Source organism: Flavobacterium facile (assembly GCF_036321945.1).
Lineage (GTDB): Bacteria > Bacteroidota > Bacteroidia > Flavobacteriales > Flavobacteriaceae > Flavobacterium > Flavobacterium facile.
Map to the genome: position 1 here is coordinate 48500 of NZ_JAZAYT010000025.1, position 24547 is coordinate 73046.

Consider the following 24547-nt stretch of genomic DNA (forward strand, 5'->3'; position numbering starts at 1 on the left):
GGGAACGGCATCCTTTTTGTTTTTTGCTTTGTTAAAAAAAGCAATAAAATAAAAAGATATAGTGGACAGCACGACCTGAAAGGGAACGCCCAAAAAAACTTCATAAAACAAAAAGAGTCCCGATTTCTCGAGACTCTTTTTTTATTCTTAAAACTTATGTGAATTATTTCACTAAAGTCATTTCATCAACGATGTGTTTTGCACCAGAGAAATTTTCAATTACCCAAAGTACGTAACGAATATCTACGTTAATTGTTCTTTGTAGTTTTTTATCGAAAATAACATCACCAGCCATTGCTTCAATGTTTCCATCAAACGCTAAACCGATTAATTCTCCTTTTCCGTTTAAAACTGGCGAACCAGAATTTCCACCTGTAATATCATTATCAGATAAGAAACAAACGTGTAAAGAACCATCTTTATCTGCATAACGACCGTATTCTTTTTTAGCGTTCATGCTAATAACTTTTGCAGGTAAATCGAACTCTAAATCGTCTTTTTTGTATTTTTTAACTTGTCCGTCTAAAGTTGTATAGTTGTTTACTGTAGCATCATTTCTTTTGTCTGCAGGTAAAGAACGAACTTTTCCGTATGATAAACGTAATGTTGAATTTGCATCTGGATATAAAGTTGTACCAATTTTAGATTCTCTTAAACCTTCCACTAATAAACGGAAAGATGCTCCGAAATCGTTTTGAGCTTTCATTAACTCGTCACTTCTTTTACCAATATGTGCAGTTAAATCAGTAGATAACGCATATAAAGGGTCATTTGTTAACATAGCTTCACTTGGTAAATCTAAGAACGCTTTGATTCTATCTACAGAAGTAAAAATACTTAAATCGAAAGCAGCGTTTACATATTTAGTAAAATTACCATTGTTTTCCTTAGCTAATTTTTCAACTGTTGGTGCTAAAGTATAACCCGCTTTTTTAGCATATAAACTTAATTGAGCCGCTAAGATGTCTTTTTCTGCAGGAATGTGTAATTCTTTAAACATTTCATTAGCTTGTTCTAAAATAGCTGGAGCCATTTCAGTACGCTTTGTAGCATCAGCTTTAGCATAATTTTCTAATTGTTTTCCTAAAGTTCTGCTTACAGTTCCGAAAGCAGACGTTCTGAATAATTGTTGTAAATAGTTATCGTGACGAGATTTTTCATTCGTCATTCCATAAAATTTATTAATTGTAGCTACAACATTTCCATATTTTGCTTTGTTAGCTGGTTGATTCGCCCATTTGTTAAATTTAGCTTCTTGAGCAGCTTTAGATTTAGCTGTACCAAATTTAGTTAACGCATCAATCATACCTTGACGGTTTTTCCAGTAGTTAGCAACTCCTGCAAATTTTGAAGCATAAATTAAGTTTAAAGCATCAGATTGCACCATGTATTTTTTCATGTTGTCCATTCCTGTTTTAGAACCTTCTACCCAAGCTGGATAAGCAAATTTTACGTTTTGCTCAATTCCACCTGCTGGCATCCAACGGTTGGTACGACCTGGATAACCTAAAATCATAGCGAAATCATTTTCTTTTACGCCACCTAAATTAACTGGTAAGTGGTGTTTTGGTTTTAAAGGCACATTGTTAGCTGAATAGTCTGCTGGATTACCATTCGCATCAGCATAAATTCTGAACATAGAAAAATCTGCAGTATGACGTGGCCATTCCCAGTTGTCTGTATCTCCACCAAATTTTCCTAAACTTTCTGGAGGTGTTCCAACTAAACGAACATCTTTATAATCTTGGTAAACGAAATAATAGTATTCATTTCCTTGGAAAAATGGACGAACAGAAACGGTATATTTTCCACCTTCATTGTTTTCTTTTTCGATTTTTGCAATTTCTTGATTGATTGCTTTTTCTCTGTCTGCTTCACTCATACTTGGGTTGACAACAGATAAAATTCTTTTTGAACAATCGTCCATACGAACGAAGAAACGCACGAATAAACTAGAAGGTTTTAATTCTTCTTTTCTGTTTGCTGCCCAATAACCATCTTTTAAATAGTTTTTTTCTGCAGAAGATAATTCGGCAATCGCATCATAACCACAGTGGTGATTTGTTAATACTAATCCGTCTTTAGAAATTAATTCCGCAGTACAACCTCCATTAAATTGCACAATGGCATCTTTTAAACTGTGATTGTTAATACTGTAAATTTCTTGTGGCGTTAATTGTAACCCCATTTTTTGCATATCGCGGTGGTTTAGTCTTTCAATGAACATTAAAAACCACATTCCTTCGTCAGCCTTTACACTAAATGGAATTAGCATAAATGCAGCCACTAAGGATACAATAAATTTTTTCATAATTTGTTAAGTTTAAATTTTAAAACCTGAATTTACAGATTTCGTAAAATAGTTTGTTATTTGTGATGCGAATATACTTTAAATTTAAAAAACAATCAAAAATTTAAGTAATCAATAAAAGCAGATAGGTAAATTTTAACTTTTGATTTAAAAAAAAAGCGCTCTGAAAATCAGGACGCTTTTTAAATATAAAAAATAGATTGTTAAAAGTTATATATTTAACATTTTCCACAATTTGTCTTTCAATTCTGTTAAACCTTGTTGTGCCACAGAAGAGATAAACATATAATCAAGACCTTTAAGTTCTTTATCTAATTGTTGCTTCATTTCTTGCTGCAATTCTTCATCTAACATATCACATTTAGAAATTACTAACAACCTGTCTTTATCTAACATTTCAGGATTGTAACGTCTTAATTCGTCTAAAAGAATTTCGTATTCCTTTTTAATATCATCAGCATCTGCAGGAACTAAAAACAATAAAGTTGAATTTCTTTCGATATGACGTAAGAAATAATGCCCTAAACCTTTACCTTCAGCAGCGCCTTCAATAATTCCAGGAATATCAGCAATTACGAAGGATTGAAAATCACGGTAAGCTACAATTCCTAAGTTTGGTTTTAAAGTTGTAAAAGCATAATCTGCAATTTTTGGTTTAGCCGATGTTAATACAGATAATAAAGTCGATTTTCCAGCATTTGGAAATCCTACTAAACCAACATCTGCTAGTACTTTTAATTCTAAAATTACGTCCACTTCTTCACCAGGAATTCCAGGTTGTGCATAACGAGGTGTTTGGTTAGTAGAACTTCTGAAATTCCAGTTTCCTAAGCCACCTTTTCCACCACGAGCTAAAATTTTAGTTTCTCCATCATCTGTGATTTCGAATAAAATTTCACCCGTTTCTTTATCTTTTACCACAGTTCCTAATGGAACTTCAATAAATTTATCTTCACCATCATGACCTGTACTTCTACTGCTTCCTCCATCACCACCGTGACCTGATTTCACATGACGTAAAAATTTTAAATGGAATAAAGTCCACAAATTTTTACTTCCTCTAATAACTACATGACCACCACGACCACCGTCTCCACCATCTGGACCACCTTTTTCAATAAATTTTTCTCTATGTAAGTGAGAAGAACCCTTCCCGCCTTTACCAGATGCAACATATATTTTTACGTAGTCTACGAAATTTCCTTCTGTCATTTTATTTTGTTTTCAGTTTAAATTTTTCAGTTTTCATCTTTTATATGAAACTGGCATTCAAACTATTTTTATTCTTTAATTATATTTATTTGGCAAAGATACGTTTTTTACCTTATTTATTTAAATAGAAAAAACAGCTCAGAATGTTATCCATTTCAAGCTGTTTCATTTATGTTTTAAAAAAAATTATTCTGTAATTGCTTTTATTAGAATTTTATCAATCTTAACACCATCCATATCCATTACTTCAAACTCTAATTTATTCCATATTAATTTTTCACCTTGTTTCGGAATACTTCCTAATTCGGTAATCATTAAGCCGCTCACAGTGGTTACTTCATAATCGTTTAGCATATCATCTAAATCGAAATACGTCATAAAATCGTGTAAGGAATAATGTCCATCTACTAACCAACTTCCATCTTCTCTGACTACTAATTGAAATTCTTCATCGTAAAAATCGGCAGCATCGCCCACTAACGCTTCTAAAATATCATTTAAAGTAATAATTCCTTGAAAAATTCCGTATTCATCTGTTACTAAAGCATAATGAACTTTTGATTTTTTGAAATTCTCTAAGGCTTTATATGCCGAAGTATGTTCAATAAAATAAACTGGATCAATCATGATTTTTTGCAAATCGAAATCGCCTTTTTCAATATTCGCAAATAAATCTTTTAATAATACTACACCAATAACTTCATCTAAATTTTCACTACAAACAGGATAAACAGAGTGTAATTCGTTTAATATTTTTGTTTTTAATTCTTCGTAACTTTCGTCTAAAGCCAAATAAACAATGCTTTTTCTGTGTGTCATTAAAGAATTAACTTTTCGGTCACCAATATGAAAAACACGTTCCACAATGTCTTGTTCAATTTCCTGAACTTCACCTACTTCGGTTCCTTCTTTAATAATAGCTTTAATTTCTTCTTCGGTAACTTTACCATCAGCTGTTGGTTTGATATTCAGAATTTTTAAAATTCCATCTGTAGAAACAGTTAACAACCAAATGAATGGTGCCGTAACAATTGAAACTACTTTCATCGGAACAGCAACAGCTTTCGCAATAGCCTCAGGATGATTTAAACCAATTCTTTTCGGTAATAATTCTCCAAAAACAAGAGAAAAGAAAGTTAATACAACTACTACTAAACCAACAGCTAGACTATGTGCATAGGGAAAAGTTAAAGTATAAGATAAGAAAAAGTTTTCTACATCCGTTGTGATTTTTGCTCCAGAATAGATACCAGTTAAAATACCAATTAAGGTAATACCGATTTGCACCGTAGACAAAAATTTGTTTGGTGAATTAGCTAAATCTAAAGCTGTTTTTGCACTCGTGTTGCCTTTTTTGGCAGCGGTTTCTAACCTGTTTTTTCTTGCTGATATGAGTGCGATCTCTGACATGGAGAAAATTCCATTGAGTAGTATCAACAAGAATATTATGACTATTTCCAATTTTTATATAGTTGAATTAAATGCAATGTACTTAAAATTTATCGATTATTGTACTTAATCGTTCTGTAATTTCTTCAATTGTACCAATTCCATTAACAGCAAAAAACTTACCTTGAGCCTTGTAATACTCCATTAACGGTGCGGTTTTTTCGTTATATTCTTGGTATCTATTTCTTATTTTTTCTTCATCTTGATCGTCTGGTCTTCCAGAAGTTTTACCTCTTTCTAACAAACGTTTTACTAAAATTTCATCATCTGCTTCTAAAGCAACAGTTGCTGTAATGGCATCATTTTTAGAATTTAAAAAAGCATCCAAAGCTTCCGCCTGTGCAATTGTTCTTGGAAATCCATCAAACAAAAACCCTTTAGATTCTGGATTTTTCTCAACTTCACTTTGTAACATTTGAATGGTTACAGAATCCGGAACTAAATCTCCTTTATCCATGTAGGTTTTTGCTAAACAACCTAATTCTGTTTCATTTTTGATGTTAAATCTAAAAATATCGCCAGTTGATAAATGTGTTAATGTGTATTTCTCTTTTAAAAATTCCGCCTGAGTTCCTTTACCAGCGCCCGGTTTTCCGAATAAAACTATATTAATCATTGTGTTGTGATAATTAAAATAAACGGCAAATTTACAAACTATTGAACATATAAAAATATAAATAGTGCTTTTTTTAAAAAATGATTATTTTTACACCTATGAACACAGCTTTTTACAAACTTATTGAAGAAAGTACAGCGCACCGATTAAATCGAGAATTTATTCGCGATTATGTAATTCAAAATCCAGAAAAACTTAAATTTTTAATGGAAATTGCGTTGGACGAAAATGATAAAATTCATCATAAAGCCTGTTGGAGTTTAGAATTAATTTCCGAACTAAAACTAGAACTTATTCTTCCTTTTTTAGACGATTTTATAGCAAAGATTCCCTTTTACAAAAATGATTCTGCAATTCGACCGGTTTCTAAAATATGTCTGTTTTTATCCAAATCGAAAACCATACAACTTTCCGAAAACCAAGAAATCAAAATTATTGAAACTTGTTTAGATTGGCTAATCCAAGATGAAAAAGTAGCTGCAAAAGCCTATTCCATGAGAGCTTTATACAATTTCAGCAAAAAACACACTTGGATTCATGAAGAATTAAAAACCATACTCTCACAAGATTACCCCAATCATTCCGCAGCCTACAAAGCAGCAGCAAGAGATATTTTAAAGAAACTAAAATAAATGCCATTGGCGAAACAAATTCAAATTAGTATCTTTGCGCAAACACAACAATAACAACTAATGACTCGAGCGAAGCGACTGCATGAGACAAATAAAAAAACAACAACGACGAAATGAATTATTTTTCTTCAGATTTTAAATTAGGAATTTTAGGCGGCGGCCAATTAGGCAAAATGCTACTTACCGAAACCCGCAAATTCGACATCACCACTCTTGTTTTAGACCCAAGTAACGAAGCACCAGCTCAATTTGGCGCGAATAAATTTTTTACAGGAAGTTTAATGGATTATGAAACTGTTTATCAATTTGGTAAAATGTGTCATGCCATAACGATTGAAATTGAAAATGTAAATTTAGACGCTTTAGATAAATTGGAAGAAGAAGGTCATATTGTTTTTCCTTCGCCAAAAACGTTGCGATTAATTCAAAATAAAGGAAAACAGAAAGATTTTTATGTGGAAAACAATATTCCAACATCAAAACACCAACGATTTGTTGATTTAAATGATTTGAAAAAATCCTTAGAAAAAGACGAATTAGAATTTCCTTTCGTTTGGAAATGCGCTCAATTTGGATACGATGGAAATGGTGTGAAAATTTGTCGTTCTACGATAGATTTGCATAATTTACCAGATGTAGAATGTATTGCAGAAGAAATGGTTCCGTTCAAAAATGAATTAGCCGTTATCGTTGTCAGAAATGCAAATGGCGATGTAAAAACCTATCCCGTTGTGGAAATGGAATTTCATCCAGAAGCGAATCAAGTGGAATATGTAATTTGCCCAGCTAGAATTGATGAAAAAGTAGCACAATTAGCTATTGAAACGGCTTTACAAGTTTCACAAGCTTTCAATCATGTTGGATTATTAGCTGTAGAAATGTTTCAAACAGAATCAGACGATATTTTAGTGAATGAAGTAGCGCCAAGACCACATAATTCAGGACATCACACGATTGAAGCGAGTTATACTTCGCAATTTGAAAACCATTTGCGTTCGGTTTTAAACTTACCTTTAGGAAATACCGATAGTAAAGTCGCTGGAATTATGGTAAATTTGGTGGGAGAAGAAGGTTTTTCTGGTCCGGTTATTTACGAAAATATTGAAAAAATCATGGCTATTGATGGTGTAACACCTCATATTTACGGTAAAAAAGAAACGCGACCATTCAGAAAAATGGGACACGTCACTATCGTAAATGAAGACATGATGGAAGCCAGAAAAATTGCCGAAGAAGTGAAGAATAGTATTAGAGTGATTTCTTAATGTGTCAATAAGTCAATTTGAAAATATGCCAATTTGAAAATGATTAAAAAAGTTATAAAAATTAGTTTTTATTCCACAATTCTATTTTGTGTGATTTCTTTTTTATCATTATCATATTCGATGATTAATTCAAGACTTAATAGTATATCTCCAAATTTAACAATTGGTTTTCCATTTAAAATGTACTATCAATTTGAAGTTAGAGGCGAATGTAATGAACGAACCTTATTACATGGTGTACATTTCATTAACATAATATACAATTTTATAATCTGTTTTATTATTATAGCTTTTATCAACTATAAACAACAAACTAAAAATAACAATAAATGAGCAAAGTAGCCATCATAATGGGAAGCATTTCGGATTTGCCGGTCATGCAAGAAGCCATAGACATTTTAAAAGGATTTGATATTGAAATTGAAGTTGATATTGTTTCTGCACACAGAACGCCAGAAAAATTATTCGATTTTAGTAAAAACGCACACACTCGTGGTATTTCAGTAATTATTGCTGGAGCTGGTGGCGCGGCACATTTACCTGGTATGGTCGCTTCAATGAGTCCACTTCCTGTAATTGGAGTGCCTGTAAAATCTAGCAATTCTATTGATGGTTGGGATTCTGTATTATCCATTCTACAAATGCCAGGTGGTGTTCCAGTGGCAACAGTAGCTTTAAATGGTGCGAAAAACGCTGGAATTTTAGCGGCTCAAATTATCGGAAGTACTGATAAATGTGTGTTGGATAAAATTATTTTTTACAAAGAAGGCTTACGCGATACGGTTTTAAAAGCTTCAGAAAACTTGAAGAAATAAAAAACCCCGACTTATCACTAAGTTGGGGCCAAAAATCTATTCACAATTAAGTGACAACTATAAAAAAAATTCTCTTTTGGGGAAAAAAGGGCGATATTTCGCTTTATTTCTTTTACAAAGATATACGCTTTGTCGGCAAAAACAAGCATTTCATCGGTTATTTTTGTTAAAATATTGAATTATTTTCAAAACCCCAATAAAATAAGGGCTTCCGAAATCATAAAAAAATCAAAGAAATTACTTAAAACATATACATATGTCAGTTTTAACTCAAAAATTCAACACAAAACACAATACCGCACCTTTTTCAATACTAAAAACGGAAGACTACCTACCCGCTTTTCTTAAGAACATCGAAAAAGCTCGTTTAGAAATTGACACTATTATCCATTCAACTGAAAATCCAACGTTTGAAAACACAATTGAAGCCTTAGATTTTTCAGGAGAATCATTAGACAGATTATCAAGTATTTTTTTTAATTTGAATTCGGCAGAAACTTCTGATGATATGCAAAAAATCGCACAAGAAGTAACACCTATAATTACTGAATTCGGAAACGATATTGCTTTAAATGAAGAGTTGTTTAAAAGAGTCAAAACGATTTATGAAAACAGAGCGAATTTAGATCTGACAACTGAACAAGCTACTTTATTAGATAAAAAATATAAAGGTTTTGCTCGAAATGGAGCGTTACTTTCGGAAGATAAAAAAACACGTTTACGCGAAATCGACACCGAATTAGCCAAATTACAACTAACTTTTGGTGAAAATACGTTAGCAGAAACCAATAATTTTCAATTGCACCTTACCAATGAATCGGATTTAAAAGGTTTACCAGATGGTGCGAAAGAAGCTGCTGCCGATTTAGCCAAATCGAAAAATGAAACAGGTTGGATGTTTACTTTAGACTTTCCAAGTTATATTCCGTTTGTCACTTATATTGAAAATAGAGAGTTACGTAAATACATGGCGATTTCTTACGGTAAAAAAGCTTTTCAAAATAACGAATACAATAACGAAGAAATTACCAAAAAAATTGTCGCGCTTCGACATGAACGTGCTAATTTATTAGGTTATGAAACGCATGCCCATTTTATTTTAGAAGAACGAATGGCTCAAAATCCAACTAAAGTGTTATCATTTTTGAATGATATTTTAGAAAAAGCCAAGCCAGCTGCTAAAAAAGAATTTGAACAATTAGCCGCTTTCGCAAAAGAATTAGACGGAATTGAAAACTTAGAAAAATGGGATTCTGCCTATTATTCGGAAAAATTGAAGCAAAAATTATTCAATTTGGATGATGAAGTTTTAAAACCCTATTTCAAATTAGAAAACGTTTTAAATGGTGCGTTTACAATTGCAGAAAAATTATTCGGAATTACATTCAACGAAGTTTTCGATATTGATAAATACCATGCAGATGTGCAAACTTTTGAAGTTTTAGATGAAAATAAAAACTTAGTGGCGATTTTTTACACCGATTTCTTCCCAAGAAAAGGAAAAAGAAATGGAGCTTGGATGACATCTTTCAAACCACAATATATTAAAGAAGGAAACAACGAAAGACCACATGTTTCCAATGTGTGCAATTTCACTCCACCAACAGCAACGAAACCATCATTATTAACGTTTAATGAAGTAACGACATTGTTTCACGAGTTTGGTCATGGATTACACGGCATGTTAGCGAATACCACCTACCCTAGCCTTTCTGGAACTTCTGTTTTTTGGGATTTTGTAGAATTACCTTCTCAAGTGATGGAAAACTGGTGTTACGAACCAGAAGCGTTAGCTTTATTTGCAAAACATTACGAAACAGGTGAAATCATTCCACAAGAATATGTCGAAAAAATCAAAGAATCGGCGAGTTTCCTAGAAGGAATGGCAACATTGCGTCAATTGAGTTTTGGTTTATTAGATATGGAATACCACGGAAAAAATCAAGTTATTGAAAATGTAAAAGCGTTTGAAAAACAAGCTATGGGCGACACGTCATTATTTCCAGATGTTGCCGAAAACTGTATGAGTGTTTCGTTTTCACATATTTTCCAAGGCGGTTATTCTTCAGGATATTACAGTTATAAGTGGGCAGAGGTTTTAGATGCCGATGCGTTTGCGTATTTCCAAGAAAATGGAATTTTCAATAAAGAAGTCGCTACCAAATTTAAAGATAATGTATTATCAAAAGGCGGAACCGATCATCCAATGACTTTATATAAGAGATTTAGAGGTCAAGAACCTAAACCAGATGCTTTATTGAAACGAGCTGGGTTGATATAATTAACAACATTTACAAATAAAAAATCCTGTTCCGAATTTCGAAACAGGATTTTTTTATACTTTAAAATTATTTATTCAATAATAATTCTTTTTGAGATTTGTTTTCCTTCTGTTTTCACATTCAAAATGTAAACTCCAGCTTGTGTTGTAGAGAAATCAAGTTCTTTAGTAAATAAAGTTCCTTGTGATTCAAAATTGTTTTGATAAATTGATCTTCCTCTTAAATCGAATAATTCAACAGCTACATTGTCAGATGTTGGTAATGAAATATTTAATTTGCCTTTTGTTGGATTAGGATATAATACAAACCCATCAATTTGATTAGATTGTGCAGAAAGCGTTCCTTGAACAACAAAATTATCAATCATCACTCCTTCTTGATTGGCTCCATCGTCTGACATAAAAGTAAATCTAAATATCGCATTAGTAGCGGTACTTAAATCACTAAGTGAATGTGTATACGTTCTTTTATTTCCATCCATACCGTTTCCGCCACTTGGAGCAGTTGCGTAATCTCCAGTCCATTGTTTACCTATACAATTAAAACAATCTGTACCATTTGGTAATCTTGAACTATTGTACCAGTTTGCGTCTGCAGAAGTTCCTAAAACATTCCAAGTTGCACCTGAATTAGTAGAATATTCAAAATAAATAATATCCCAATTTGATTCTAAATCAAAAGCCATATCAAAACTTACAGTTGGACTAGAAAGAGTTGCAATATTATAACATTGTGAAACTAAATATGCAGTAGTTGCATCAGGATAATTACCTGTTAATTTAGTAGCGTAAACATTTGATCCTGCAACCGCATTTGTTAATAAAGCTTTATTTACAGTTCCTCGTTGCCATAATGAATTTGTTTTCCCATTTTCATCAATTGAAACTAAAACATCAGTAGCAGTATTAAAAGTATTGATAACATTTACTGTTCCTGCATCATTTACAATAATCAATATTGATTTAGTATTATTTGTTGCATTTCCATCACTAGTAATTGTTGAAGTTACATTTAAAACATGTGTTCCTCTTGTTAAACCAGATATTGGAATATTAACACTTTGTACGGCACAATTTGATAATGTACCTGTCCAATTAATATTTGAGTTAGTTCCTCCATCAATGTTATATGAAATAGTAGCACTTGTAATCACATTAGTTCCCGAGTTTTCTATTACAATACTTGGATTATATGCGGCACCACAAGCAATATTTACATTTCCACCAGCGATAGATTTTAAAGCAACATCGTTTGCATATCCTACATAATCTGTACCAACATTTACCGCTTTCCAAGCTTTTGTTACAGCTTGCACTTCCGGACTAGTGGCACAATATAATGAACTTGCGACAGCAATTGTTGCATTACGCATATCCATATATGTAGCATTAGATGTTAAATAATCTCTTTCCGCATAATACGTAATTTGAGAAGATTTTGCCATTCCGATTCCTGTTACGTTATATGCAAAAGGCCCACCAAATGATGCTGGAGCGTTATTTGTACCTGTTTTTCCTGCAGTTAATATATAATACCAATGATTTAAAACCCCACTATTATTATGTACACCACAGTTATCATTAGCTTGACTTGGAGTACATGTTCCGTCATCTGCAGTAGTTGTCCAATTTGTCCCTTTATAGGTATCAGGATTTCCTTTTATTGTTGGATAACTCATAGAACGCAAAGCATTTCCAGTTGAAGAAAGATCCTCTCCAATTTTCCAAAGTGCTGATGAACCTGGAGAAGCTGTATCAACACCAGAATTTAAATTTCCGTTTCTACCATATTGCTCAATACAAACACCCCAAATATCTGACAAACCTTCATTCATACCGCCAGATTGATTTTGATACGCTAAGTTAGCGGTATACGTACAAACAGCATGACCAATTTCATGTCCACAAACATCTAAAGCCGTAAATGGTCTTGTACCTCCATCACCATATGTCATAACACTTCCATTCCAAAAAGCATTAGAATAACCAGCTCCACCAGCTACATCATCATAGTGTACGAAACTTTTAATTTGTGCACCTGCATCATCAAAACTGTTTCTATTAAAAATATTTTTCCAAAAATCATAAGTCATTTCTGCACCCCAATGCGCATCTAAAGCAGCATTATCTTTCGTAGATGATGCGGTAGCATAATTACCTGTATTCCAAGTATTGGTAGTGTTTGAAAAATTAGTTAAAGCATAACTAGGTGCTCTATTCGAATTGTAAGTAACAATACCACTTCCTCTTGTTGCATCATTTAAAACAAAAGTAGTTGGTGTAGTTTGCGTTGTCTCAATTGTTCTAGTTCCGCTGTATCTTGTAGCTGCACTTCCTGCCACAAATGGAGTAAAAAGAGCATTCTCTTTATTTAATGCAATTTTTTCAAACTTTTTTGCATTTTGTTCAATTTCATAATCTGAAACTAAATGTGATACGTGTTTGATAATTGGATTTTTATATAAAATCTCACCTGTAGTAGCATCTACAAAAATTTCATCTCTAGAAATTGGTGCCTTAGCATAGATATCAAATTTATAAGCCAATCTCACTTCTCCTTTATTTACTAATGGAAAAACTACCAATTCACCAGTAGGCTTTGTGTAGTTCATTGCTTCAGCTGAAACTATGTCATCCCATAAATAAGTTTGAGCATTTACAAAATTTGTTGCTTTGTTAAACGCTTCAGAATTAGTTAATGTTGCATTTAAATTTAATCCTTCGGCATTATATAATTCTCCATTGACAGAAATAACATTTCCATCTTTCATATGAGTAATTAAAGTTCCGAATTCAACTTTAATTCCATTAAAAAATTGTTGAAATCTTTTATGTGTAAAACCCGCTTCATCTGAAGTTGATTTTTTAGGTACGAACGAATTTAAGTTGCTCAAAGAATATAACTTCGAGAATTCTTTAATTGCGTTTTCAGTTGAGTAAAACCCGTTTAAGTTGACTGTTTTTTGGAAGGCATTATCTCCATTGTATTTCTCATTCTTTTGAGAATACATTGACGAAGACAAAAACAACGCCAAACCAATGGTTTTTAGGTAGTTAATTTTCATGGTTAAAGTAAATTTGGTTTGCAATATTAACAAATAAATTTTAAATAAAAAAACAACTTTGAAAAACAAACTTTCATTTTTTTTTGAAAGTTTAAAAACTTTTATATATCTTTGTATCATAAATAAGATACACCATAAAATGGAATTCAAAGAAGCTAAAAATAAATTCGTACAAACTTGGGGCGCCTTAGGTTCTCAATGGGGAATTAACAAAACCATGGCGCAAATTCATGCTTTGTTAATGGTTTCTAGCGAAGCGATTTCTATGGAAGAGATTATGGAAGAATTACAAATTTCACGCGGTAATGCTAGTATGAATATTCGTGCATTAATGGATTGGGGAATCGTATATAAAGAATACAAAGCTGGAGAAAGAAGAGAATTTTTCACCGCCGAAAAAGACTTGGACGAATTAGCCGTAAAAATCTCAAGAGAAAGAAGTAAAAGAGAAATCAAACCCGCATTAAAAGTATTAAAAGAAGTTTCTTCAATTTCTGCCAATGCCACTTCTGAAGAAAAGCATTTCGTAGAGCAAACCAAAAAATTATACGATTTCGTACTAAAAGCAGATAACGTTTTAGATAAAATCACAGAATACAAAGACAATTGGTTGGCGCAGATTTTAGTCAAGTTTATGAAATAACAATTTGAAATAAAAAAATTTAAATAAAACTTTCATTTTTTTTCTGAAAGTTTAAAAATAAAAAGAATTATGAAACTCTTTAAGTATATAAATACGTTCGCAATTGGTTTACCACTAACATTACTACTTATTGGATTAATAATAAATGATCCTGGACAAAACTTCATAGGATATGCATTATTTTCAACCATGCTAACAGGTTTAATTCAAGTACTTTTAGGATTGTTTCTTTTATACAAAAATTCAAAAAACAAGTATTTAATAATTTATATTATTGCTGTAATTCTATTTTTCTTATTATGGTTTATAAATGTACGAATCAATTATTTGGACATTATAACATGTATCTTATTTCCAATCCCATTAATTATAGCCGCTTACTTTTCACTAATAATTTATAAAAAACTTTATTTATGAACCTCAACATCATCGGATATATTATCTATCTAAGTCTAACCAGCGTAATCATCATCAAAGTTGGAAAATTATGCTACGATAACGGAAATATATTTGTATCACAATTGATTCCGAATCATGAAGAATTGTGTCATCAAATAAACAAAACACTCTTAATTGGTTATTATTTATTGAATTTGGGTTATTGTGCGATGACGATCATTTCATGGGAAAAAATTCAATCCATTAATCAACTTATTGAAATCATTGCCACCAAATCAGCAATCATCATTCTTACTATCGGATTTATGCATTATATCAATATCATTTTATTAACTAAATACATTAAAAAATTAATTTAAACATTCAACATTATGGAAACTACAAAAATTTTAGTCGGATACGCCATTTACTTACCAATTGCTTTATTTTTAACTTATTATGTGAGTAAAACCTTATTCAAAAACAGTAAAATATTCATGTTAGATATTTTTAAAGGTCGAGAAGAAATCGCAACTGCGACCAATAAATTATTTGAAACCGGATTTTATTTACTTAATTTGGGTTTTGCTTTGATGATTTTAGAAATGACCATTTACAAAGACGATTATCAAAGTTTAATTGAAGCCTTAAGTTATAAAATTGGTGGATTTGCTATCTATTTAGGAATCATGTTATTCTTAAACTTATATTTCTTTTTCAGAGGAAAACGCAAAGCAAGCCAAGCACAAGTGGAACAAAGAATTGTATTTAACGGATAAATTAAATCCTAGCTCCGACAGCGTTTAAAAACCTGTCGGAGTTGAAAACATAAAAAATGAAAACGCTAAAAAACCAAACTTTACTTTACGACGAAGATTGTCCACTTTGCCGAGTGTATACAAAAGGGTTTATCACAACTGGAATGTTAGACGAAAACGGTAAAAAACCCTATTGTCAATTAACGGAAGAAGAACAAAATTTTATTGATGTACAACGCGCTTCTAATGAAATTGCTTTGGTTGATAATGAAAATAAAACCGTTCTTTATGGCATTGACAGTTTGTTAAAAGTGATTGGTTTTTCATTTCCTTGGATGGAAAAAGTCGGAAATTGGAAACTGATAAATTTTCTACTTAAAAAACTCTATTCTTTTATTTCTTACAACAGAAAAGTAATTATGCCAAGTAAGAAAAAAACTGAAATAAAACTAGAATGTGTTCCAGATTTTAATGTAAAATATAGATTTTTATATATTACTTTAGCGACAGTTTTTACTGCTTTTACCTTATTTTATTTTTCTGAATTACTCAGCAATTTACCAAAATCAAATATCGCAAGAGAATTCATTTTAGCCATTGGGCAAATGGTTTTTCAAAGTTTATTTTTACTAAAAAAAGACAAAAAAACAGTACTAAATTATTTAGGGAATCTAATGACCGTTTCTCTTTTAGGTTCACTTATTTTGGTTCCGATGATTTTTTTGAATTCAATTATAAAATTACCTGAAATCGTAATCTTAGGTTGGTTTGCCTGCACAGTTTTTATTATGTTTTTAGAGCATTCTAGAAGAATCAAAATAGTAGAATTACCAAAACACCTAACGTATACTTGGGTTTTATATCGAATTATTGCGCTAGGAATTATATTAAACACATAAAATGAAAAAACTTATCATAGCAGCTGGTACCGGATTTTTAGGTCAGGTTTTAGTCGATAATTTCAAAGATTCTTTTGATGAAATTGTTATTCTCACTAGAGGAAAATCTGAAAATAAAAACAACATCAAATATGTAAATTGGAATGCTAAATCATTTTCTGGTTGGGAATTGGAATTGGAAAATACAGATGTTTTAATCAATTTAGCAGGAAAATCTGTAGATTGCAGATACAACGAAAAAAATAAACAAGAAATTTATAACTCTAGAATTGACAGTACGAAAATTTTAAATGAAACCGTTTTACAATGTGAAAATCCACCGAAACATTGGTTAAACTCTTCTACTTCTACTATTTATCGTTTTTCATTAGACAAACAAATGGATGAAACTACTGGAGAAATTGGCAACGACTTCTCTATGAATATCGCTAAAAGTTGGGAAAAAGCGTTCTTCGAAACTAAAACTCCGAAAACTTTAAAAACAGCGTTACGAACTTCTATAGTTTTAGGAAAAAATGGCGGTGCATTTATTCCATTAAAAACTTTAGCAAAACTAGGAATGGGCGGAAAACAAGGAAATGGCAAGCAATTTATCAGTTGGATTCACGAAAAAGATTTTGCCAGAGCCGTTGCTTTTGTTATCGAAAACAAATTGGAAAACGAGATCAATATTGTGTCGCCAAATCCGATTAGAAACGTAGACTTTATGTCGAAATTACGAAAAACGGTTGGCATGTCGTTTGGTATTTCTCAACCTGAATGGCTATTAGAATTGGGTTCTAAAATAATCAATACCGAAACTGAATTGGTTTTGAAAAGCAGAAATGTAATACCAAAACGCTTACAAGAAAACGGGTTTACATTTAAGTACGATTCAGTAGATAAAACATTTGAAAATTTATTACAGAAAAACTAAACACAGATTTCACAGATAAACACAAACCAATCTGTGAAATTTGAGCAAATCTGTGTTACCAATAATTTTAATTAAAATGACAACCATAAAAATCACCACGCACTATTTTGCATCCATTGAAACTGTTTTCGATACGAATCGAAATATCGATATTCATCAGCAATCGGCAAGTAAAACTAAGGAAGTTGCCATTGCTGGAATTACATCTGGTTTAATAAATAAAAACGAAACTGTAACCTGGAAAGGCAAACATTTTGGTGTGTATTTAACACATCAAAGTCTTATTTCTGAAATGGATTTCCCCACTTATTTTGTAGACGAGCAACTAAAAGGACAATTTAAAAGTTTCAAACACCAACATTTTTTCGAACAAAAAGAAAACTATATAGAAGTCACAGATGTTTTAGAATACGAAACACCTTTTGGAATTTTCGGCCAACTTTTCGATAAACTATTTTTGAAAAATCATTTGACTAATTTCATCATACATAGAAATGCGGTTTTGAAAAATTTAGCAGAGAAATAAACCTACAAGTTTAATCGTAAACAAAAACTAAAATCAACCACCAAAAAATCGGAATAGCTTCCACCCAAAAACTTGCATAATATCTTGATCTGTTTTCATTCGCGAAAGATAAAAACAAAGCAATGGAACCTGAAACTATGAATTTAAATAGCAGTGGTGTATAATCTTGATTCGCTTCGTATAAAAATTCTAAAAGAAGCAAAACAATCAAAAGTCCGTAGCCTAATAATTTGGTTTTTGCTACTCCAATTTGTTGCGGAACAGTTTGTAAATGTGGATCATCGGTATTAACATCTATGATTTCGAAAATTAAAACCAATACAAAAATCAGTATAAATCTTTGAATACTAAGTAATAAAACATCAGATGTAAATCCAACTTTTGCGTTAATTAATGGAAGAATTACGGTAACGCCAACCCAGCACAAACTCACAATGTAAATTTTTATGCCTTTCCAATTTCTAGCATTTCGTTTATTTGGAAAAAACGGCAAAGTATAAAGCAACAACAATACAAAAACAAAAACTCCTAAAGATTGGGTAATAATTTGCAATTTTAAAAAATAATAAAAACTGGCTAAAGCACTAAAAATGCTAAGGAGAATAATCAACCTCAATTCTTTCTTGATTGTTATTTTGTTTAACCTTGCCAACGCATCGTATTTTACAAAATTATAACCTACAATAGTTCCGAAAAAAGCAAAAGCTTTCACTTCAAAATTTTCTGATATGTTGAAGAAGTACATCGTCATGGAAACCAATGCAAAAGCCGACAAAGCCACATGCAAACTGCTTTTAATGTAAAAATCGACTATTTTCTTCCATATCACCATTCAACAAAAATAATCAAAGTGTTAATAACAAGCCTTATTAGTTGATAAAAATCACAAAATTTCAGTTTAAAAGCGATTATTTTTAACAGATTAATAATTACTTTTGTATCCAAATTTAAACACAACTTATTTTTATATATAATGAGAACAGATGCTTTTGCTTTAAGACACATAGGAACTGGTGAAAACGACCTAAACCATATGTTACAAACTATTGGAGTTGATTCACTAGATCAATTAATTTTTGAAACTATTCCAACTGATATTCGCCTTAAAAACGAATTAAATTTAGACGAACCAATGACAGAATATGAATACTTAAATCATATTCAAGAATTAGGTAAAAAGAATAAAGTTTTCAAATCATATATTGGTTTAGGATACAACCCAGCAATTGTTCCTGCAGTTATTCAAAGAAATATTTTTGAAAACCCAGGTTGGTATACTGCTTACACGCCTTATCAAGCAGAAATTGCTCAAGGTCGTTTAGAAGCCATTTTAAATTTTCAAACTACAGTTATCGAATTAACGGGAATGGAAATTGCTAATGCTTCTTTGTTAGACGAATCTACTGCTGCTGCGGAAGCAATGGCTTTATTATTCGATGTGCGTTCTCGTGATCAAAAGAAAAACAACGTAACGAAATTTTTCGTTTCAGAAGAAATATTACCACAAACACTTTCTGTTTTACAAACGCGTTCTACGCCACTTAAAATAGAATTAGTAGTTGGAAATCATGAAACTTTCGATTTCTCTAAAGAATTTTTCGGAGCCATCTTACAATATCCAGGAAAATATGGTCAAGCAAACGATTATACTTCATTTATCGCAAAAGCGGCAGAAAATGAAATTAAAGTAGCTGTTGCCGCAGATATTTTATCTTTAGCTAAATTAAAATCTCCAGGTGAAATGGGTGCTGCTGTTGTAGTTGGTACGACGCAACGTTTTGGAATTCCAATGGGTTACGGTGGACCTCACGCCGCTTTCTTCGCTACAAAAGACGAATACAAACGTTCGATGCCAGGAAGAATTATTGGTGTTTCAATTGATGTAAACGGAAACCGTGCCTTACGTATGGCATTAGGAACTCGTGAACAACATATTAAACGTGAAAAAGCAACTTCAAACATTTGTACTGCTCAGGTTTTATTAGCGGTTATGGCTGGAATGTATGCGGTTTATCACGGACCAAAAGGATTAAAATATATTGCAAATAAAGTACACGCTTCTGCCAACACAACGGCTGAAGAATTAAATAAATTAGGAGTTTACCAAACAAATACCTCTTTCTTCGATACGATTTTAGTAAAAGCAGATGCTACTAAAGTAAAAGCGATTGCCGAAAGAAATGAAGTAAATTTCTTTTATGTAGATGCAGAAACGATTTCGATTTCATTCAACGAAACGACTTCAATTAACGACATCAACCAAATTATTGGAATTTTCGCAGAAGCAACTGGAAAAGAATTTACACCTGTAAAAATCCTTTTACCTTCTGGAAGAATTACTGAAAACTTAGAAAGAACGTCAACTTTCTTACAACATGATGTATTCAACAATCATCATTCTGAAAGTCAATTGATGCGTTATATCAAAAAATTAGAACGTAAAGATTTATCGTTAAATCATTCGATGATTTCTTTAGGTTCTTGTACGATGAAATTAAATGCTGCTGCCGAAATGTTGCCTTTATCTATGGCAAATTGGAACAACATGCACCCTTTTGCTCCTATCGAACAAGCGGAAGGTTATATTACTATGCTTAAAAAATTAGAACAACAATTAAATGTAGTTACTGGTTTTACAGGCACAACTTTACAACCTAACTCTGGTGCGCAAGGTGAATACGCTGGATTAATGGCTATTCGTGCGTATCATTTATCTCGTGGAGATGATCACAGAACGGTTTGTTTAATTCCTTCTTCTGCTCACGGAACCAATCCGGCTTCTGCAGCTATGGCTGGAATGGACATTATCGTTACAAAAACAACTCCAGAAGGAAATATTGATGTAGAAGATTTAAGAGAAAAAGCTATCTTACATAAAGATAATTTATCTGCTTTAATGGTAACCTATCCTTCAACTCACGGTGTTTTTGAAAGTTCAATTATCGAAATTACAGACATCATTCACGAAAATGGTGGATTAGTATATATGGATGGTGCGAACATGAATGCACAAGTTGGATTAACTAATCCAGCTACAATTGGTGCTGACGTTTGTCACTTAAACTTACACAAAACCTTCGCTATACCTCACGGTGGTGGTGGACCAGGTGTTGGACCAATTTGTGTGAACGATAAATTAGTTCCGTTTTTACCAACAAACCCTGTTATTAAAGTAGGTGGTGACCAAGCGATTACAGCTATTTCTGCTGCTCCTTATGGTTCGGCTTTAGTTTGCTTAATTTCTTACGGTTACATTTGTATGTTAGGCGCAGAAGGCTTAACAAACTCTACGAAACACGCTATTTTAAATGCGAATTATATGAAAGCGCGTTTAGAAGCACATTATCCAGTTTTATATTCTGGAGAAATGGGAAGAGCGGCTCACGAAATGATTTTAGATTGTCGTGCTTTTGAAGATAACGGAATCAAAGTAACAGATATCGCTAAACGTTTAATGGATTATGGATTCCACGCACCAACGGTTTCTTTCCCAGTTGCTGGAACTTTAATGATTGAACCAACTGAATCAGAAGATTTAGCTGAATTAGATCGTTTTTGCGACGCGATGATTTCTATTCGTAAAGAAATTGCAGCATCAACTAAAGACGATGCTCAAAATATATTGAAAAACGCTCCCCATACTTTAGCTATGGTTACAGCAAACGAATGGGTTTTTCCTTATTCAAGAGAAAATGCAGCTTATCCATTAGAGTATATTGCTGAAAATAAATTCTGGCCAACAGTTCGTCGAGTTGATGAAGCGTATGGTGATAGAAATTTAGTTTGTTCTTGTGCGCCAATTGAAGCGTACATGTAATATTAAAGTACGATTTTAGATTTACGATTTACGAAGTCTAAAAACAAACAACTTTAAAATCCCAAATTCCAATTCGGTTTTTGGGATTTTTTTATTTTTTTGTAAATATTTTCTTGCACTTATTTGCGTCATATGTATATTGTTACTATTTTTGCATAGTAAATTTTACAAAAAGGTATGACGATACTAATTTTAAAAATAATTTATAATTTATAGATGAAAAAAAACATTTTTAAACCATTTTTAAGCACAGTAGTAACCGTTTTATTGTTTGTTGTATTTTCTTCTAATACAAACATTTATAAGATACTATTTTTTACAACTTTATTATTTGTATTTAATTATTTTTTTTATAATTATTTAATCAATAGTATAATCGCAAAAACGAATTGTACAAAAGTATAAAACGAATTGTGCGATTTCCAGACAAATATAACACAAAGGCATCACATAATCGTGATGCCTTTTTAAATGCTAATTAACCAACGTTTAAATTGAATTTAACCACCTCACCACTCAATAACTCCTTTGTGTTGTCTATATTGTTGTCATAGATGTGCACATTACCTAAAAACAATGTAATCGACTTCAATTGTATACCGATTTGCTTACTTATCAAGTACAAATGATAAATATCTGAAGGCAAACCTAAACTCGCATCACTTGAGCGCTGATATGCGCTAACAATAAGTTTACCTTTTTCTATTTGGAACTGAATCAAACTAAGGCAAGGCTGTTGATTGCTTTCTGTGTTGTTAGAACCCAGAAATAATACATAATTCTTAGATGTACGCTTTTCTTTATTGATTTTTTCAATCAACTTAGGTAATTGCTCAAAATAGGTTGGATAACTATTTACTAATATTGGACCGCAATAATCCCACCAACTCACACCGATATTCCTATACGCCTCTGTAGAGCGTTCACCAGCCATAAACAATACTAATTCATCTTTTAGCTTCTTTTTAGCAACAGAGTGTCCCTCAAACAACTCCAGTAAGTCAATTGGCTTTAATTCTAAAGTTTGGTTTAGTAAATACGTTATTGATCCTTTTTTATTGGTTTGGACTTTGCCTTTATCAATAATTTTCGATAATATTTGATGGTACTTATTCATATTTGTAAAGCATTATATCAGTGTAACTTGACTGATATGTAACAGTCGCATTCATTGTTTGCGTTGATGCTCCTGTAAATGGATTTGACATTGGTGTTTTAGTTTCAATCCATTCGCATAGCTCAATAATTGATGACTTGTTTGATGTGAAATAAAAGTATTTTGTGCCATTCAGAACTTCCAAAACATCTAAATAATCACGAAGCTTCCAACAATTCTTATAAGTACTCACATCGGTTGACAAATACGGTGGGTCAACTAAAAAAATAACATTTTCAGTGTCCTTGTATTTTGTAAATAATTCTTTGTAGCATTCAGTTACAATTACTAATCCGTCTAAATATCCGTCAACATCATAGTTAGATTGTCTAACCGTATTGTATAAAGTTTCTTTTTGTAATTGTTCAAATGAAAGAACATATTTCATACTAAAAAGTATCGAACTGGATAATGTAATATAATCAACATAGCCGCTTTTTTCTTCTTGCTCCACCCTTTTAAATACCTGATCTCTTTTGTCGCCAATAATTCGTTGGTCTTTTGGATAATCTTTCAGAATAACTCTAATATCCGCAATAAGTTGATTAGTCTTATCTACGTTTTTAAGTCTTAAACTAAAATTATCATAGTCATTATAAATTACTTTTGCATTTGGATAATGTGATTTTACGGTATGACTTAACAAGCCGCTTCCGCCAAACAAATCTACATAAGTAGCTGTATTTGAATAATTTTCTAATGCTGGCTTAAATTGTTTTAAGAATTTTCGTTTTTGCCCATAAACGGCAAAGGTGCCGATGTAAAAATTTTCTTTTTTAATTCCATTCGATTTTTTGATTGATGATTGATTATTAATTTTTGATGACTATATTTGCACTTCTCACACCTATAACAAAAAAAGCCAACGACAACTAGAAGACTTTGTCCTCCAGTAGCCGTTGGCTCGTTTGTTTAAAAAGGTGTGAGAAGCTTTTTTTAATGCTGGAGGATTTTTTACTTCATACTCCATTGAAGTTATATCTCTACGATACTATTTTTACAATGCTCTTTATCGAATTTGTCCAGGATAAAAACAATAATTTTTCCAAGTCGACTTAGCGTGTTATTACGTTGGTTTTTTCCTAATGCGCTGCTAATTGTTTCGTTTACATTTCCGAATTTGTACGGTTCTATTTCAATTATTCTATCGTAAGACCAGTATTCTTTTTTCACTTTTACCATAGTGGCGTTTAAAAACGTTCGAAAGTTTCTATTGCCAAACTTATCAATATCAATTGCAGTTTCTTTAAAATAAGAGTTACTTAAACCGTGTTTAAACGAAACTATTACCCAATTAATTGGCGTTAAAATTATCCATAAGATAGTGGCGATGATGTAAAGTAATATTCCCATAATTATTCAATTTTATTTCCTTCTACAAAAATTTCGTCTTTGATTGCATCAGAAACGCCTAACATGTTGGCAAGATTAATGAAGTCTTTATGGTATCGATTGAAGCTTACGGCATCTTCTAAACGATCTATGAGTTCATCTTTATCATCTTGCGAAAAAGTTTTATTTAAAGCTAAATTTTTCAAGTATTCTAAAATAATATCATACGAATAAATAGTGCTTCTACGAATTTGAATCTTAAACTTCATGCGTGAAATTTCTTCTGGAACTTTAGGTTTTTTAGTAAATTCTTCCCCGATTTCTATCCAATTTCCATCTATAAAAAAAGAATTTGATTTTCCGTTATATAATTCGGAAACTGCTTTTTTGGTAATTGGGATTTTTTCGTCTTCGTAATTTCCTGAAAATCTATTTTCGTGTCCTTCAGGTGGGTTTTTTAAAACTGTTGCTTTCAT

Annotated in this window: 22 protein-coding genes; 12 read left to right on the forward strand and 10 right to left on the reverse strand. The window is 31.9% G+C overall.

Going from position 1 to position 24547, the window contains the following annotated elements; translation table 11 throughout:
• Positions 1-163 precede the first annotated feature (163 nt).
• The 4 genes from UEQ13_RS01655 to UEQ13_RS01670 all read right to left on the reverse strand — a co-directional run bounded on the left by UEQ13_RS01655 (position 164) and on the right by UEQ13_RS01670 (position 5588).
• Positions 164-2311, reverse strand: a complete 2148-nt coding sequence (locus tag UEQ13_RS01655; RefSeq protein WP_329804614.1) for a S46 family peptidase — start codon at positions 2309-2311, stop codon at positions 164-166.
• A gap of 210 nt (positions 2312-2521) precedes the next feature.
• A complete protein-coding gene (gene obgE / locus UEQ13_RS01660; protein ID WP_166130464.1) occupies positions 2522-3523 on the reverse strand; it encodes a GTPase ObgE in 1002 nt (333 codons plus the stop codon).
• Between the two features lie 186 nt (positions 3524-3709).
• Positions 3710-4984, reverse strand: a complete 1275-nt coding sequence (locus UEQ13_RS01665) for a hemolysin family protein (protein ID WP_329804615.1) — start codon at positions 4982-4984, stop codon at positions 3710-3712.
• 31 nt (positions 4985-5015) lie between these two features.
• Positions 5016-5588 (reverse strand): adenylate kinase, encoded by a 573-nt coding sequence (locus tag UEQ13_RS01670; protein ID WP_329804616.1) that lies wholly within the window; start codon positions 5586-5588, stop codon positions 5016-5018.
• An 80-nt stretch (positions 5589-5668) separates the two neighbouring features.
• On the opposite strand from UEQ13_RS01670, the gene UEQ13_RS01675 reads away from it, so the two are divergent.
• The 4 genes from UEQ13_RS01675 to UEQ13_RS01690 all read left to right on the forward strand — a co-directional run bounded on the left by UEQ13_RS01675 (position 5669) and on the right by UEQ13_RS01690 (position 10581).
• A complete protein-coding gene (locus UEQ13_RS01675) occupies positions 5669-6220 on the forward strand; it encodes a hypothetical protein (protein WP_329804617.1) in 552 nt (183 codons plus the stop codon).
• 113 nt (positions 6221-6333) lie between these two features.
• Entirely contained in the window at positions 6334-7485 is a 1152-nt protein-coding gene (locus UEQ13_RS01680; protein ID WP_329804618.1) for a 5-(carboxyamino)imidazole ribonucleotide synthase, read from the forward strand.
• Positions 7486-7814: 329 nt separating this feature from the next.
• Entirely contained in the window at positions 7815-8300 is a 486-nt protein-coding gene (gene purE, locus UEQ13_RS01685) for a 5-(carboxyamino)imidazole ribonucleotide mutase (protein ID WP_329804619.1), read from the forward strand.
• Positions 8301-8556: 256 nt separating this feature from the next.
• Positions 8557-10581 (forward strand): M3 family metallopeptidase, encoded by a 2025-nt coding sequence (locus UEQ13_RS01690; RefSeq protein ID WP_329804620.1) that lies wholly within the window; start codon positions 8557-8559, stop codon positions 10579-10581.
• 71 nt (positions 10582-10652) lie between these two features.
• Here UEQ13_RS01690 and UEQ13_RS01695 read toward each other — a convergent pair whose 3' ends face one another.
• The gene (locus UEQ13_RS01695) at positions 10653-13646 is read right to left on the reverse strand and encodes a M4 family metallopeptidase (RefSeq protein WP_329804621.1); all 2994 of its coding nucleotides are present in this window, start codon (positions 13644-13646) and stop codon (positions 10653-10655) included.
• A gap of 139 nt (positions 13647-13785) precedes the next feature.
• On the opposite strand from UEQ13_RS01695, the gene UEQ13_RS01700 reads away from it, so the two are divergent.
• From UEQ13_RS01700 to UEQ13_RS01730, 7 genes are all read left to right on the forward strand, one after another.
• Positions 13786-14289, forward strand: coding sequence for a GbsR/MarR family transcriptional regulator (locus UEQ13_RS01700; protein WP_329804622.1), 504 nt, complete (start codon positions 13786-13788; stop codon positions 14287-14289).
• Between the two features lie 69 nt (positions 14290-14358).
• Complete coding sequence (locus tag UEQ13_RS01705) at positions 14359-14706, forward strand: hypothetical protein (RefSeq protein WP_329804623.1); 348 nt, start codon at positions 14359-14361, stop codon at positions 14704-14706.
• Entirely contained in the window at positions 14703-15047 is a 345-nt protein-coding gene (locus UEQ13_RS01710; protein ID WP_329804624.1) for a hypothetical protein, read from the forward strand. The genes UEQ13_RS01705 and UEQ13_RS01710 overlap by 4 nt, the downstream gene beginning before the upstream one ends.
• Before the next feature lie 12 nt (positions 15048-15059).
• Positions 15060-15446 carry a hypothetical protein gene (locus tag UEQ13_RS01715; RefSeq protein ID WP_329804625.1) on the forward strand — a complete coding sequence of 129 codons (387 nt, stop codon included), beginning with the start codon at positions 15060-15062 and terminating at the stop codon, positions 15444-15446.
• A 56-nt stretch (positions 15447-15502) separates the two neighbouring features.
• Positions 15503-16324, forward strand: a complete 822-nt coding sequence (locus tag UEQ13_RS01720) for a thiol-disulfide oxidoreductase DCC family protein (protein ID WP_329804626.1) — start codon at positions 15503-15505, stop codon at positions 16322-16324.
• A 1-nt stretch (position 16325) separates the two neighbouring features.
• A complete protein-coding gene (locus UEQ13_RS01725) occupies positions 16326-17240 on the forward strand; it encodes a TIGR01777 family oxidoreductase (RefSeq protein WP_329804627.1) in 915 nt (304 codons plus the stop codon).
• A 76-nt stretch (positions 17241-17316) separates the two neighbouring features.
• On the forward strand, positions 17317-17766 hold the full coding sequence (locus tag UEQ13_RS01730) for an SRPBCC family protein (RefSeq protein WP_329804628.1): 450 nt from the start codon (positions 17317-17319) through the stop codon (positions 17764-17766).
• Between the two features lie 10 nt (positions 17767-17776).
• Here the strand turns inward: UEQ13_RS01730 and UEQ13_RS01735 are convergent, their stop codons facing one another.
• Positions 17777-18598 (reverse strand): UbiA prenyltransferase family protein, encoded by an 822-nt coding sequence (locus tag UEQ13_RS01735; RefSeq protein ID WP_329804629.1) that lies wholly within the window; start codon positions 18596-18598, stop codon positions 17777-17779.
• Positions 18599-18739: 141 nt separating this feature from the next.
• Between UEQ13_RS01735 and gcvP the strand changes: the two genes are divergently transcribed.
• On the forward strand, positions 18740-21583 hold the full coding sequence (gene gcvP / locus UEQ13_RS01740; protein ID WP_329804630.1) for an aminomethyl-transferring glycine dehydrogenase: 2844 nt from the start codon (positions 18740-18742) through the stop codon (positions 21581-21583).
• A 478-nt stretch (positions 21584-22061) separates the two neighbouring features.
• Here the strand turns inward: gcvP and UEQ13_RS01745 are convergent, their stop codons facing one another.
• From UEQ13_RS01745 to UEQ13_RS01760, 4 genes are all read right to left on the reverse strand, one after another.
• The gene (locus UEQ13_RS01745; RefSeq protein WP_329804631.1) at positions 22062-22700 is read right to left on the reverse strand and encodes a thymidylate synthase; all 639 of its coding nucleotides are present in this window, start codon (positions 22698-22700) and stop codon (positions 22062-22064) included.
• Positions 22693-23403 (reverse strand): DNA adenine methylase, encoded by a 711-nt coding sequence (locus tag UEQ13_RS01750; RefSeq protein WP_329804632.1) that lies wholly within the window; start codon positions 23401-23403, stop codon positions 22693-22695. Before UEQ13_RS01750 ends, UEQ13_RS01745 begins: the two co-directional genes overlap by 8 nt.
• A gap of 311 nt (positions 23404-23714) precedes the next feature.
• Entirely contained in the window at positions 23715-24092 is a 378-nt protein-coding gene (locus tag UEQ13_RS01755; protein WP_329804633.1) for a hypothetical protein, read from the reverse strand.
• Positions 24093-24094: 2 nt separating this feature from the next.
• Positions 24095-24547, reverse strand: coding sequence for a hypothetical protein (locus tag UEQ13_RS01760; RefSeq protein WP_329804634.1), 453 nt, complete (start codon positions 24545-24547; stop codon positions 24095-24097).